This is a genomic window from Herbaspirillum sp. BH-1, assembly GCF_002870055.1.
Taxonomy (GTDB): Bacteria; Pseudomonadota; Gammaproteobacteria; order Burkholderiales; family Burkholderiaceae_D; genus Herbaspirillum; species Herbaspirillum frisingense.
Genome location: NZ_PKOI01000001.1, coordinates 444,454 through 457,790, shown reverse-complemented (window position 1 = coordinate 457,790; position 13,337 = coordinate 444,454). Strand labels below are relative to the sequence as shown.

Annotated in this window: 14 protein-coding genes; 9 read left to right on the top strand and 5 right to left on the bottom strand. The window is 63.2% G+C overall.

Annotated features, from left to right (window positions below; all coding sequences use genetic code 11):
- Positions 1-249: 249 nt before the first annotated feature.
- The 8 genes from HBH1_RS02060 (at position 250) to HBH1_RS02025 (ending at position 8,923) form a co-directional block, all read left to right on the top strand.
- Positions 250-2,370: a TonB-dependent siderophore receptor gene (locus HBH1_RS02060; RefSeq protein ID WP_102661387.1), complete on the top strand. Its 2,121-nt coding sequence runs from the start codon at positions 250-252 to the stop codon at positions 2,368-2,370.
- 184 nt (positions 2,371-2,554) lie between these two features.
- Positions 2,555-2,995, top strand: a complete 441-nt coding sequence (gene mchS3 / locus HBH1_RS02055) for an MchS3 family protein (protein WP_102661386.1) — start codon at positions 2,555-2,557, stop codon at positions 2,993-2,995.
- Positions 2,996-3,493: 498 nt separating this feature from the next.
- Complete coding sequence (locus HBH1_RS02050; protein ID WP_102661385.1) at positions 3,494-4,681, top strand: acyl-CoA dehydrogenase family protein; 1,188 nt, start codon at positions 3,494-3,496, stop codon at positions 4,679-4,681.
- A 133-nt stretch (positions 4,682-4,814) separates the two neighbouring features.
- Positions 4,815-5,774, top strand: a complete 960-nt coding sequence (locus HBH1_RS02045; RefSeq protein WP_006462389.1) for an ABC transporter substrate-binding protein — start codon at positions 4,815-4,817, stop codon at positions 5,772-5,774.
- 3 nt (positions 5,775-5,777) lie between these two features.
- Complete coding sequence (locus HBH1_RS02040) at positions 5,778-6,575, top strand: ABC transporter ATP-binding protein (RefSeq protein ID WP_102661384.1); 798 nt, start codon at positions 5,778-5,780, stop codon at positions 6,573-6,575.
- Positions 6,572-7,390, top strand: a complete 819-nt coding sequence (locus HBH1_RS02035; RefSeq protein WP_006462387.1) for an ABC transporter permease — start codon at positions 6,572-6,574, stop codon at positions 7,388-7,390. The genes HBH1_RS02040 and HBH1_RS02035 overlap by 4 nt, the downstream gene beginning before the upstream one ends.
- Positions 7,391-7,505: 115 nt before the next feature.
- The gene (locus tag HBH1_RS02030; RefSeq protein ID WP_006462386.1) at positions 7,506-8,069 is read left to right on the top strand and encodes a nuclear transport factor 2 family protein; all 564 of its coding nucleotides are present in this window, start codon (positions 7,506-7,508) and stop codon (positions 8,067-8,069) included.
- Positions 8,070-8,110: 41 nt separating this feature from the next.
- A complete protein-coding gene (locus HBH1_RS02025) occupies positions 8,111-8,923 on the top strand; it encodes an alpha/beta fold hydrolase (RefSeq protein WP_102661383.1) in 813 nt (270 codons plus the stop codon).
- 5 nt (positions 8,924-8,928) lie between these two features.
- Here HBH1_RS02025 and HBH1_RS02020 read toward each other — a convergent pair whose 3' ends face one another.
- The 3 genes from HBH1_RS02020 to HBH1_RS02010 all read right to left on the bottom strand — a co-directional run bounded on the left by HBH1_RS02020 (position 8,929) and on the right by HBH1_RS02010 (position 11,361).
- The gene (locus tag HBH1_RS02020) at positions 8,929-9,252 is read right to left on the bottom strand and encodes an antibiotic biosynthesis monooxygenase family protein (RefSeq protein WP_102661382.1); all 324 of its coding nucleotides are present in this window, start codon (positions 9,250-9,252) and stop codon (positions 8,929-8,931) included.
- A gap of 122 nt (positions 9,253-9,374) precedes the next feature.
- Positions 9,375-10,304 carry an NADP-dependent oxidoreductase gene (locus HBH1_RS02015; protein WP_102661381.1) on the bottom strand — a complete coding sequence of 310 codons (930 nt, stop codon included), beginning with the start codon at positions 10,302-10,304 and terminating at the stop codon, positions 9,375-9,377.
- A gap of 130 nt (positions 10,305-10,434) precedes the next feature.
- Positions 10,435-11,361 carry a LysR family transcriptional regulator gene (locus tag HBH1_RS02010; protein WP_102661564.1) on the bottom strand — a complete coding sequence of 309 codons (927 nt, stop codon included), beginning with the start codon at positions 11,359-11,361 and terminating at the stop codon, positions 10,435-10,437.
- A 194-nt stretch (positions 11,362-11,555) separates the two neighbouring features.
- On the opposite strand from HBH1_RS02010, the gene HBH1_RS02005 reads away from it, so the two are divergent.
- Positions 11,556-12,065, top strand: a complete 510-nt coding sequence (locus HBH1_RS02005; protein WP_102661380.1) for a flavin reductase — start codon at positions 11,556-11,558, stop codon at positions 12,063-12,065.
- A 100-nt stretch (positions 12,066-12,165) separates the two neighbouring features.
- On the opposite strand, the gene HBH1_RS02000 is transcribed toward HBH1_RS02005, so the two are convergent.
- Together HBH1_RS02000 and fdhD are read right to left on the bottom strand one after the other, a co-directional pair.
- A complete protein-coding gene (locus tag HBH1_RS02000; protein WP_102661379.1) occupies positions 12,166-12,393 on the bottom strand; it encodes a formate dehydrogenase subunit delta in 228 nt (75 codons plus the stop codon).
- 62 nt (positions 12,394-12,455) lie between these two features.
- Entirely contained in the window at positions 12,456-13,301 is an 846-nt protein-coding gene (gene fdhD, locus HBH1_RS01995) for a formate dehydrogenase accessory sulfurtransferase FdhD (RefSeq protein ID WP_102661378.1), read from the bottom strand.
- Between the last annotated feature and the right edge of the window lie 36 nt (positions 13,302-13,337).

The window sequence follows — 13,337 nt, the reverse complement described above, 5'->3', positions numbered from 1 at the left end:
TTCACATGAAAAATTTGACAGGCCGAGATGAAGTTCGCCGCGCATTTCCTGTCAGCAAGCCCGCGCTGCAGAATTGCAACGTCAGGAAGGTCCCTCCCTCCCCTTGCAAACCCTTGCCCATGCTGCACTGCATTGCCTGCGCCCTGACAGCGCCTGCATGGCCCACTTGTGCCAGACCGGAAAAGTCTATTGCTTCGCACACAGATGAGATATCATGAATAATAATTATTCTCATTATTATCAGAAAACATGCCCTTGCTTTCACCTGGCGCCCTCGCCGTCCTGCTCGCATTCTCATCTGCTGGTGCTTACGCCCAGACTGTCGCCCCGGTCGCGGCACCGAATGACGCCACCACTACCGCAACGTCTCAACTGCCCACGGTGGACGTGGTCGCTGACGGCATGAACGACACCCAGTTCAAGGCCACCCGCACCCAGGTCAACAAATCCGATACCCCGCTGTCGCAGACCCCACAGTCGGTCTCCGTGGTCACCCGCGCCATGCTGGACAGCCAGCAAGCCGTGTCCCTGGCCGATGCCCTGGAAAACGTCCCCGGCGTGGTGGCGCAGCAATATGGCCGACGCGGCTGGGACGACCTGATCATCCGCGGCCAGGTCGCCTCCGATTCGCTCTACCTCGATGGCTTGCGCACCACCGCCAGCTCGCGCGTGGCCGAGCAGCTGTTCGGGCTGCAGCAGGTGGAAGTGCTCAAGGGACCGGGCTCCCTGCTCTATGGCCTGGTGCTGCCGGGCGGGCTGGTCAACATGGTCAGCAAGCGCCCGCAGGGGACGGACTTCGCCAACGTCGACGTCACCGCAGGCAGCCACAACTTCTACCAGACCACGGTGGATCTCAACAAATCGCTGTCGGAGAACGGCAAGCAGGCCTTCCGCATCAATGGCCTGATTTCCAATTCGGACGACGCCACCGACCACGTCTGGTTCAAGAACCGCTACATCGCTCCTTCGCTCTCGCTGGACCTGGGTGCGCGCACCGACTTCACCATCCTGACCAGCTACCAGGAACGCAGCTACGTACGCCAGCAAGGCCTGCCGCTGTCCGGTTCGATCAACCCCAACGTCAACGGCGCCCTGCCGCGCAGCCTCTTCATCGGTGAACCGGGCGCGCGCCCCTATGCCGCCAACGAGACCCGCATCGGCTATGCCCTGACACACCGCTTCGACGATGGCTGGACGCTCAACAACAATGTGCGCTACCAGCAGTTCGAGATGAGCGGACAGGTCATCACCAACAACGCGCTCGCCAGCACCAGCCGCAACCTCACCCGCCAGGCCACCGACCAGACCTTCGAAGGCCAGACCTTCACGATGGACACCAACGTCCAGCGCAGCTTCAACACTGCGCTGGGAAAGCACGAGATCACCCTCGGCACGGACTACCTGAATTCCCGCGAAGACAATCTGTCTTACACCTGCAGCATCGCCGCGCTCAATGTGTATAACCCGGTCTATGGCGCGCGCATGACCTGCCCCACCGCGGCCACCACCAACACCTCCACCACGGTGCGCGACACTGGCCTGTATGCACGCGACAAGATCAGCTTCGGCCAGCGCTGGCAACTGCTGACCGGACTGCGCTACGACAACGCCTCCACCTATTCCACCAACCAGCGCACCGGCACCCACACCGACAACCCGGCCAGCGCCACCACCGGCTCGGCCGCGCTGATGGTCGAGGTACTGCAGGGCGTGCGTCCCTACATCAGCTATGCCACCTCGTTCTATCCCAACAGCGGCACCGATGTCAGCGGCGGCACCTTCAAGCCCGAGACCGGCAAGCAATGGGAAGCCGGCGTGAAGTTCGATCTCGACGAAGGCCGCACCAGCCTCAACGTCGCCGTATTCGACCTGCGCCGCCGCAACGTGCTGGTGAGCGATCCGGTCAATACCGGCTTCAACATCGCGGTGGGCGAGCAACGTTCGCAAGGCGGCGAGATCAGCATCACCTCCGACCTGCGCAACGGCCTGAGCCTGAATGCCGGCTATTCCTACACCGCCGCCATCGTCACCGACGACGGCGGACAGCGCAGCACCACCGTTGGCCAGTGGCTGGACAACGTCCCGCGCCACAACTTCACCGCCAGCGCCCGCTACCGTCTCAAGGGCGAACTCAGTGGTTGGGAATTGAATGGCGGCGTGCATGGCCAGAGCATGATGCGCACCAACGGCTACACCCTCCCCGGCTACGTCCTCACCGATGCCGGCGTGGCCTACAACGCCGAACGCTGGCGCGCCGCGCTGAACGTGAAGAACATCTTCAACACCCACTACTATGCCGGTGGCCTGGCACGGGCAGTGGCGCTGGGGGATGATCGGACTGTGATGCTGACGCTGGGGTATCGGTACTAAGACCGTTATCCATTTCCGCGCATTGAAGACGGCCGCTTGATAAGAGCGGCCGTTTTTTCGTTCTACATATTGTTCGAAGAAACTGTACTTTTTTAACGTGATGCCTAGGGTAGATCGATTGATGCGCAAGGTCGCGTCATCATGCGCACTCACCCACCCCAGACAATCAAGGAAAAGAAGACCAATGAGACCGCACCTGCTTCTGTCATTGTCCCTGTCGTTTGTCAGCATCGCCATGACGGCTCCGGCATGGCCCACTAGTGCGCTGGAAGACGATATCCGTGCTTTGAAACAGACCTCGGTCTTCGCCCTCGGTCAGGTCGGCTTCATCGGCCACATCAGCGAAAGCGAACAACGTTATCGCCGCATCCTGCAAAACCCCACCGCGCTGGAAGATTTTCGGCGCATGCTCGATGACGACGGCGCCACCGACGAAGCCAGGCTCTATGCCGCCTGCGGCATCCGTGCGCTGGCTGCGAACGAGTTCGATACCCTCACCAGGACCTTGCGTCTTTCCGGCAGGTCAGTGTCCATATTGCGTACCGACATCCTCAAGCGCGAGGCGCTGCAATATCCGTTGCGCATGATTGGGGAATCCGGCTGCAACGACGCCTATTGGCGATGAGCGTCGGCGGAGAAATCCAAGAAGAGCAAACAGGAAGACATTCCAACCGCATTCTCGGCGGAAGGAAAAATGGGAAGAATCAAGAAAGAGGAACAGGAAAGAAAACAGGCGAACTCCTCGCGAAGTCCGCCTGAAAAAGAAGGCCAGAAGGAGCCTATGACGAAACTGAACGACGTTCATTTCAATCTCGGCATTGATGGTAGTCAGCCTCTCCCGCCCAACGCAAATCCGCACCACGGATTAGCTCCATAAATAACGTAAATGATTTGCCCGGCGAGCCACCAGCGCTCTCGTGTTTGGTGCATGACCGGCTGCAAACCCTTACCTGAAGCGGCTTTTCGCCTCATGCAAGTGCACCGGCCGGAAGCGCCGTGCGCGATTACGGAGCGCTCTACTCATTATTACTAATATTCATTGGGACAATTCCTAAATAGAATTTGACCCTGCTTTGACCGAGGATGACACTCAGCTACCTTCTTTCAACCAAAGTGGTGTGCCATGAATTCGATTACGCTCGATGTTTATCCCGTCCAGAAGAAAGTCGTCACCGCCGCGCCGCCGCACGCGGACTCCCCCGAAATGGATGTCCTCATCGAGGAAGTGACCGCCCGTCGGGATGAATTCGACCAGCTCGGCCACGTGCCGCGCGACATCGTCGCGACGATGAAGAAGGCCGGCATCTTCCGTAGCGGAACGCCGCGCAAGTTCGGCGGTGAAGCGTTGGCACCGGCGGCCTTCCTGGCCATGGTCGAGCGTATCTCCAAGGCCGATGGCTCGGCCGGCTGGGTCGCTGCCTTCGGTTCGGCCAACACCTATCTGGCCGCCCTGCCGATTGAAACACAACGCAAGATCTACGCCGACGGCCCCGACCAGGTCTATGCCGGCGGCCTCTATCCCCTGCAGGAAGCCAAGGCCGTCCCCGGCGGCTGGGAAATCACCGGACGCTGGCACTTCGCCAGCGGCTGCAAGGGCGCCGACTGGATCGGTGTAGGCATCAAGGACAACACCGGTGCCGATGACGGCACGCAGAAGCCGGCGCTCATGGCCGTCATGCCGGCACAGGAAGTGGAGATCATCGACAACTGGAACGTGGTCGGCATGCAAGGCACCGGCAGCCACGACACCCGCCTCAAGGACAAGTTCGTCGCCCACGAGTGGACCTGCGCACGCGGTGCCGCCGGCCTGATCGATGAACCCCTGTATCGCTACCCGGCGCTGGCCTATCAGGCCGAGGTGCATGCCGCCGTCAACATCGGCCTGGCCCGCGCCGCGCTGGACATCGTCACCGACATGGCCGGCGGCGCCAAGATCATGCCCGGCGCACTGCGACTGGCCGACCGCGCCTATTACAAGATCAAGCTGGGCCTGTCCGAAGCCAAGTGGCGCAGCGCCCGCATGTTCTTCTACGACGCCTGCGAACAGTCCTGGGAACAGATCGTGGCCGGCAATCCCATCACCGAAGAGATCGACATGATGCTCAAGCTCTCCGCCACCTATGCCGCCCGGGTCTCGATGGAAGTGGTCAACGACGCCTACCAGGCCGCAGGCATGGCCGCCATCCAGCGCACCCACCGCATGCAACGCATCGTGCGCGATGCGATGGTGGTCACCCAGCACGCCGCACTGTCGGAACTGAACTACGAAAGCGCTGGCGCGCTTTTTGCAAAGCTGGGGATCAAGCGCTAAGGCGCATTCCCTTCCCAAGTCTTGCCTGCGCATCGCTCGCCGCCGCAAGCATCCGTGACGTTTTTGCCTTTGTTACTGCTGTGCCTGCCAACTCCACTGGCGTTTCACCAACCTTACAAAGAGGACCAAGCTCGTGACCCACTCCACCGTCTCGCCACAACGCCGCAAGCTTCTGCTCGGCGCCGCTTCGATGCTCGCCGCAGGTGCCGCCCCTGCCCTGCCAGCCCTGGCACAGGGAGCCCCCGTCACCATCGGCGTCGGTGCCGATCCCGTGTTCACAGCCTTCTTCGTGGCGGCCAACGAGAAGCTCTTCGCCAAGCACGGCGCCCCCAATGTCACGGTGCAGTCCTACACCGATGGCGGCGAGGCGCTCAATGCGCTGGTGGCCAACCAGGTCAACCTGGGCTGTGCCGGCGAACCCACGCACATCGTGCGCCTGTCGCGCGCCGAGCTGCGTCCGCTGGCCGTGACCTACCAGTCCAAGACCTACCTCAAGCTGGTGGCCCGCAAGGAAATCACCTCGGCCGACAAGATCAGGAAGTTCGGCATCGTCGCCGGCTCGGTCTCGGAATACGTCACCGGCCTGACCATCAAGCAACTCAAGCTCGACGCCAGCAAGATCGAGATGGTGCGCTCCGGCCCGCCGGAGCTGCCGGCCCTGCTGGCGCGCGGCGACATCGACGCCTACTTCGTCTGGGAACCGTGGCCCACGCTGGGCGTACAACAGGGCGGCCATGTGCTCATGACCTGTGGCGACGTCGGCTATACCAGCACGCTGTGGCTCTCGGCCACCGCCGGCTGGCTGGCCGCCAACAAGGAAGTGGCCGGCAATATCCTCAAGGCCCTGGCCGAAGCGGCCGAGATCACCCGCAAGGACCCGCCACGCGCTGCGCAATCGGTACAGGCCGTCACCCGCATCCCGGTGCCGCAGACGCTGAACTCGCTCAAGGACATGGAACCGGTGGTGCGCGACTTCACCGATACCGATCTCAAGACCGCCAACGCCATTGGCGACTTCCTGCTCTCCAAGCAGGCCATCAAGGCGCCGGTGGACATGAGCAAGGTACTGCAGCGCGGCTTCTACAAGGGGTAAGTCATGGCACATGGATCCTCTGTTTCCATCAAGCGGGTGGGACTAACCATCGGCAACAATGAAATCATGGCCGGCATCGACCTCGATATCCGCGCCGGTGAATTCGTCTGTCTGCTGGGTCCGTCGGGCTGCGGCAAGTCCACCCTGCTCAATGCGATTGCCGGCTTTCAGGACGTGGCCGGCGAGATCAGCATCGACGGCAAGCGCGTCAAGGGACCGGGGCTGGATCGCGGCGTGGTGTTCCAGTCCTCGGAGGCACTGTTTCCCTGGCTGAGCGTGCGCGAGAACGTCGAATACGGCCTCAAGCTGCGCGGTGTGCCGGCGGCCGAACGACGTTCGGCTGCCGAGCGCTATGTTTCGCTGGTAGGTCTGAAGCATGCCATCGACAAGTTCCCCGCCGAACTGTCGGGGGGCATGCGCCAGCGCGCCCAGATCGCCCGGGTGCTGGTCAACGAGCCCTCGGTGGTGCTGATGGATGAACCCTTCGGCGCCCTCGATGCGCAGACCCGCGAGGTGCTGCAAAGCGAACTGGACCGCATCTGGAAGAGTACCGGTTGCACCATCGTCTTCGTCACCCACGACATCTGGGAAGCCATCCTCCTGGCCGACCGTGTGGTGACCATGACCGCCGGTCCCCGCGCCCATATCAAGACCATCGAAATCATCGACCTGCCGCATCCGCGCGATCCGGCCGACCCGGCCTGCATGGCGCTGTATGCCCGCATCCGCGACGACATCGGCGCCGAAGTCACGCGTGTATTGCGCGCCCAGGGATTGATCGAAGAGGAATTAGTGAAATGACGCAGCTCTCGCAGACAGCCACCCCGACGGCACAAGAGTCGGCCATGCCATCCAACCTGGGGCGTCGTATGAAAGCAGCCCGTCCTTTCCTGATTTCGGTGATCGCCATCGTCGGTGGCCTGGTCCTGTGGCAACTGGTCTCGATGACCACCTCGCCGCTGTTCCTGCCCTCGGTCTCGATGACCTGGGCCGCCGCGCTGGAACTGATCAGCGACGGTACCCTGCAACAGTCGGTGCTGGCCTCCTCCGGCCGCATCCTGGCCGGCTGGGGCGCAGGCGTGGTGATCGGGGTGCCGCTGGGCATCTTCATGGGCCGCTTCGAAACGGTACGCCAGTTGCTCGATCCCTATATCGAGTTCTTCCGTTTCATCCCGCCGATCGCCTTCGTCACCCTGGCCGTGATCTGGCTTGGCCCGGGCGAGTTGTCGAAAATCGCGCTGATCTTCTATACCACCGTCTTCATCGTCACCCTGAACACCATTGCCGGGGTCCAGGCGGTGAACCCGCTGCGTCTGCGCGCCGCGGCCTCGCTCGGTGCCGGACAGTGGAAGATCCTGACCACCGTGATCCTGCCTTCGACCGTCCCCTTCATGGTCACCGGCGCCCGCATCGCCATGGGCAATTCCTTCCTGACCGTGGTCTCGGCGGAAATCGTCTCGGCCCGCGAAGGCCTGGGCGCGCTGATCTGGACGGCCCGCAACTTCAGCCGTACCGAATGGGTGTTCGTGGGCATCATCGCCCTGGGCCTGCTGGGCTACCTGTTCGACCGCGTCCTGCGCGTGGCCACCCGCAAGCTGCTGGCACGCTACCTGTAAGGCGCAAGCCGCCAGCCAGTTCCGCCGACGATGCAGCGCTGCGCTCATCGTCGGCACCCACCGTACGTGTATGCGCGTACGGTGGCTTTTCCATAACAACCAGAGACCTCCCACCATGACCGACATCAGCCAGGAAATCCTGCAACTCAAACGCCGTCTCGACGTGCTCGAAGCCGAAGCCGACATCCGTCGCATCCAGGCACGCTACATGTTCCTGTGCGACACCCCCTGCCCCGAACCGGTGGCCGACGACGCCGAGCGCATCGAGAAGATCCTCGAACTCTACGCCGAGGACGCCATCTGGGAAGGCGTGGGCGCCTACTACGAAGGCCAGTTCGGCCAGGCCGTGGGCAAGGACGCCATCCGCAAGCATTTCCAGGCCTTCTGGGGCCAGAAGAAAGACCCTGAACTGCTCTTGAACGTGCACTACCTCACCTCGGAACAGATCCACGTCAACGCCGAATGCACCCATGCCGATGGCCAGTGGGTTCATTGCCAGCCCTGGATTTTCGGCGACGGTTCCTCGCTGCTGCGCTCCAGCCGGCTCAACAACCTGTTCAAGAAGGTCGATGGCGTCTGGAAGATCGCCCGCACCCGTACCGAGAATGTGTTCGTGGCGCCGCTGACCACCGGCTGGGCCAACAACGTGCCAAGCTATTCGGTACTGATGAAGGAATAATCTTTTATATCGTTTAGTTCATTTCCTGAAAGACGCGCCTGATGCAGTCCACCACCTCTCCCATTCGCCGCCAGTTCATCCACACCAGCGCCGGCCCGCTTCACGTTGCCAGCGCAGGGGCCGGCTTTCCGGTGCTGTTGCTGCACCAGACTCCGCGTTCCTGGGATGAATTCAGGGAGGTGCTGCCGCTGCTGGGGCAGGGCTTTCATGCCATCGCCATCGATACCATCGGCTTCGGCGACTCCTGCAAGCTGCCGCTGGAACAGCACAGCATTGAACGCTGGGCGCAACTGGCGCTGGAAGTGATGGATGGAATGGGATTGCAGAAGGCCGCCGTCGTGGGCCACCACACTGGCGCCGTCACCGCCATGGAAATGGCGGCTGCGTCACCGCAGCGGGTGGCTGCGCTGGTGCTGTCCTCCTGCCCTTTCAACGATGCAGCGCGCCGCACCGCGCATGCGGGCAAGCGCACCATCGACGACGTGGAAGTTCGCGCCGATGGCAGCCACCTGCAGGAACTGTGGCAGCGCCGACAGCCCTTCTATCCCGAGGGCGATACCGAACTGCTCACGCGTTTCATCGGCGACGCCATCAAGGCGGGTGCCATGGCCTCGCACGGCCACATCGTGGTGCGCAACTACCGCATGGAAGAGCGCATCGGCCAGGTACGCGCCCCCACGCTGGTGCTGCGCGCCGGTCGCGATCCGCATGCCGCGCCCTATGCTGACCACATCGCCGCTGCCATCCATGGCAGCCGCCTGCAGACGCTGGAAGAAGGCATGGTCCCCCTGCCGGACCAGATTCCCGCCCGCTTTGCGCAGGCGGTGATGGAATTCCTGCAGCAGCATTGCTGATCAGCTCAATCCCGCACAAACCCGTAGTCGCGCTCGACCTTGCAGATGCGGGTGCGATAGGCCTGGTACCACTGCTCCCGTCCCAGGCGCTGGGCCATCAGGTGATCGAGATCGCGTTTCCAGGCGGCGATGGCCTCCAGGCTCTGCCAGTAGGAGACCGTGATGCCGACCTCTTCCCGCGCCGACTCCACGCCCAGGAAGCCCGGCTGGCGCGATGCCGCCTCGACCATGGTCTCGGCCATGCGGCCATAGCCATGGTCGCCCGGTGTACGCAAGGAAGTGAAGATGACGGCGTAATAGGGAACATCGCCGGTGACTGCGATCGACATGAGTCTCTCCTGAAGGGGGGGGGATCAACGGCGGGGAACGGGAACGTCAACCGCCGAACCGCGCCATTGTGCCTGCATTGCGGCGATGCTGCCGACCGGCCCAGGGAGAAGCCCGCGCGGGGTCAGTTGATCTCCAGCACCAGCCGCCCGCGCGTCACCGCGCCCTCTTCCAGCATCTGGTGCGCCCGGGCGATCTCCGCCATGGGCAGCACCGCACTGATGGCCGGACGCCATACGCCTTGCGCGGCCAGGTCCACCACCTGCTGCAGGACCTGCTGGTCTTCCTCGATCAGGGAGCGGGTGACGGTCACGCCGAACTCGCTGCCTCTGTCACGGATGGGTGCCGCCACCAGCCACACCAGATGACCGCCACGCCGCAGCAGCGGGTAGGACCGATCATGGGTGGCGCCGCCGACCAGGTCGATCACCACATCCTGTTCACGCACGGCAGAAAAGTCGTCACGGTCATAGGCGATCACCTGCCTGGCGCCCAGGCCAGCCACGTAATCGACGTTGCTGCTGCGACAGGTTGCCGTCACATCGGCGCCCAGATGCGCCGCCAACTGCACCATCAAGCTACCCACCGCACCGGAACCGGCGTGGATCAGCACCCGCATGCCAGGCTGGATGCGCGCCGTGCGTAGCAGCGGAATCCAGGCACTCGCCCCCGGCTGCAGCAAGGCCGCACCTTCCTGCATCGACAGGCTGGCCGGCTTGCGCACCACCTGCTGCTGCGGCAGCACGGCGCACGCCAGGGTGGTGCCACGCCCCAGCATGCCGGGCATGACGCAGACCTCGTCACCCACCTGCAAGCCCTGCACCTCGGCACCGATGGCCGTGATCACCCCGGCCCCGTCCCGCCCGGGAACCTTGGGCAGGCTCAGCGGCAGCAGATGCTGCAGCAGGCCGGCACGCAGCTTGGTATCGACCGGCGCCACGCCAGCCGCATGCATGGCCACCTGCACATGGTCAGGCGCCAGGGGAAGTTCAACGAGATCGCTCGGTTCGAGCACGGACGGCGGTCCGTAACGGTGATAGGCAATGGCACGCACAGGCTGGCAGGGGCAGAAAAATGAACAGCCTGCAGTGTCAGCGCAGGCAGGCCGCATGGTCAAATCCGCGCCGCTGATGCCATGTATTTGCGACAGTCATCCGCAGCCATGGGCAGGGCTCAGCGAAGCATCACGGCACGATCTCTTCGCGCCCGAACATTTCGATCAACAGGCTGCGCAGCCACTGGATACCGGAGTCGGCCGAGAAACGGGTGTGGGTATAGAGACTTACCGGAATGCGCGGCATCTCCAGCGGCAGGTCCAGCAGCACGAAGGCGCCGTCCAGATTGTGGCGCTCGGCGATGCTGCGTGGCAGGAACAGTGCCAGGTCGGTATGGCGCACGATTTCCGGTGCCACCGTGAAATGCGGCATGCGCAGCGCGAAGTCGCGCTTCACACCGGCATTGCGCAACACATCCTCGGCCAGCTGGTGGCCGGTGGTATTGGTGTTGGTGTAGACGTAGCGCAGTTGCAGCAGGTTTTCCATGGTCAGGGCCTGCCCCACCATCGGATGCTCCTTGCGCAGCATGCAGATGTAGTCGTCATTGAGCACCAGCTGGCTCTGGCAATCCTCCGGCAAGCCCGGCAGGTAGCCGAAGGCCAGGTCGATGTCGCCATTGCGCATGGCCGCGCCCAGGTTTTCCATGGCCATCTGCTGCACCTCGATGGAGACATGCGGTGCCGCATGGGCCAGCTCTTCCATCAGCAGCGGCAGCACGTGGCTACAGGACATGTCCGACATCACCAGATGGAAGCTGCGCGTGGCCGTGGCCGGATCAAAACTGGAATGGGTGTGCAGGGCCTCGTGGATGATGCCCAGGGCACGGGCAATCGGCTCGTGCAGGCGGATGGCCGTCTCGGTGGGCACCATGGAGGTGGTACTGCGCACGAACAAGGGGTCGTCGAACATCTCGCGCAGGCGGCGCAGCGCGTGGCTCACTGCCGGTTGCGTCAGGTGCAGGCGCTCGGCGGCGGCGGTGAGGCTGCGCAACTCCCAGATGACGATGAAGGTCTTGAGCAGGTTCAGGTCCACCGCCCCGATATTCATTTGCTTCATGCGCGACATTCCAGACAATCATTTGACCCTTGATTTGCTCAGGGTCTATTGTTCATCCCAGGACGCAGGCTTTGCCAAGCGATGCGTTCTCCCTCTCACCTGCTGATCGACATCCGCCCGACCCTTGCCGCAGATTGCGCAAAGGATAACGAAGCCTTGTGCCGGATGTCATCTCTTTTTTGGATGGACATACCATGAAGAAAGACTTTCGCGATGCCATGGCGCGCCTGTCGGCGGCCGTCAACATCATCACCACCGACGGCCCCGCCGGACGCGCGGCGATGACCGTGAGCGCGGTCAGCTCGGTCTCGGACGATCCGGCTACCGTGCTGGTGTGCATCAACGTCAAGAGTGCCGCGCACGCGACCCTGGTGGGCAACGGACGCCTGTGCATCAACATCCTGGCCGCGCACCAGGAAGAACTGGCGCGCATGATCGCCGGCATGACCGGCGTGGCGCCCGAAGAACGGATGCGCGAGGTGCAGTGGATCACCGGCGACTACGGCCAGCCGGTCCTGCCCGATGCCCTGGCGGTGCTGGAGGGGGATATCGTGTTGCAGCAGCAGGCCGGTACCCACAGCGTGCTGTTCGTGGAGGTGCGACACATCCGCCTGGCCTCGACCGCAGAAGATGGCCTGGCCTATTTCGGGCGCAGGTTCCACCGGATTGCAGCGGAGGTGGCGGAGGCGGCGCTGGCGGCGTGAACGGGAAATGAAAACGCCGTCCGACACAGGGGCGGACGGCGCTTATCGGAGCACTGGCACCGATACCATGCAGGCATCGGCACCATGGCCTCAACGGGAATCAGGCAGCCAACTGCTGCAGATGCCGATTCACCGCCTCCAGCACGATGGCATCCACGCCCTCCCCCTGCGTCTTGTCGATATGTTCCAGGAAAGCCTTGCGCATGCGCGGTTCCCAGAAGCGCTTGAGATGGGTGGCGAGGTCGGCCATGGCCTGGTCGCGGTCCGGCATGGTGGAAAAGAAACTGCCAATCTGGTTGGCCATCTTGACCAGGTGTTCGGTATTCATGAGTCTCCTCCTGCAATATTGTTCAATCGGTTCACGCGGGCATGCGGCCCGGCGCGGATGGTTCAACGCAGACGATGCGGGCGCGCATACACCACGTGGCCCTGCTTGCGCACAAAGCCCAGCAGCGTGACATCGGTTTCCTCGGCCAGGCGGATGGCAAGGGCGGTCGGGGCCGAGACGGCAGCAATGAAGCCGATGCCGACCGTGGCCGCCTTCTGCACCATCTCGTAGCTGGCGCGGCTGGTGATGATGGCCGCACCTTGCGAGAAATCGGTCTTCTCTTCGGCCAGCGCGCCGATCAGTTTGTCCAGCGCATTGTGGCGGCCGACATCCTCCCGCACCAGCACGATACGACCCGCTGCATCCATCCACGCCGCCGCATGGGTGGCACCGGTGGCCTGCTGCAGTTGCTGGCCGGCCTGCATCTGCTCGAAGGCGGCATGCACCTGCGCCACCGTAAAGCCGGCCCCTCCCTGTACGGCCTGCGGATGGCGTACCGCCTGCTCCAGCGTCTCGGCGCCGCACAGACCGCAACCGGTACGGCCGGTCAGGTTGCGTCGCTTTTCCTTCAACGCCACGAAGCGCTCCGTGGCGATGCGCATCTGTACCTGCACGCCTTCACAACCGGGGACGATGTCGCATTCGTACAATTCGCCCGGGCTGGCAAGGATGCCTTCGGTGAGCGAAAAACCCAATGCGAAATCTTCCAGGTCGGCGGGCGTGGCCATCATCACCGCGTGCGAAATGCCGTTGTACTCCAGCGCGATGGGGACCTCTTCGGCCACCACGTCCTCCACCGTCTCGCGCTGCCCATCCCGCCAGCGATCCACCTGGACGCGGGCAAAGGTGGCGTACTCGCCGGTGGTGTCATCGACGTTCGGAATCGGGGTCTGGCTGCGTGTGTTCATGCTGTCCTGCACTGTGTGGATCGGGCTGGTCGTCTG